Here is a 232-nt window from a genome sequence, read left to right as displayed (position 1 = left end):
ATCCACGATCATCAACCTGCTCAATCGTTTTTACGATATCAACTCAGAGGAGATCTTGGTCGACGATCACAACATTAAGGACTATACCCTAAAATCCTTGCGCTCGCACATTGTCATTGTGCTTCAAGATGTATTTCAGTTTGCGGATTCCAAAGCCAATAACATTTCCCTGCGGGATGAAACAGTGAACTTGGAACAGATTGAAAACGCTGCCAAACAAATAGGCGTACAT

1 protein-coding gene is annotated in these 232 nt (G+C 42.2%); it reads left to right on the top strand.

Features of this window, described 5'->3' with window-relative positions; translation table 11 throughout:
* Nucleotides 1-232: ATP-binding cassette domain-containing protein (locus ACRHOZ_RS21600; RefSeq protein WP_431130480.1), on the top strand; the 232-nt coding region annotated here is incomplete at both ends.

This window comes from Flagellimonas flava (genome assembly GCF_050617915.1).
Classification (GTDB): domain Bacteria; phylum Bacteroidota; class Bacteroidia; order Flavobacteriales; family Flavobacteriaceae; genus Flagellimonas; species Flagellimonas flava_A.
Note: the sequence above shows the minus strand (reverse complement) of the source record. Positions and strands in the feature narration are given on the sequence as shown.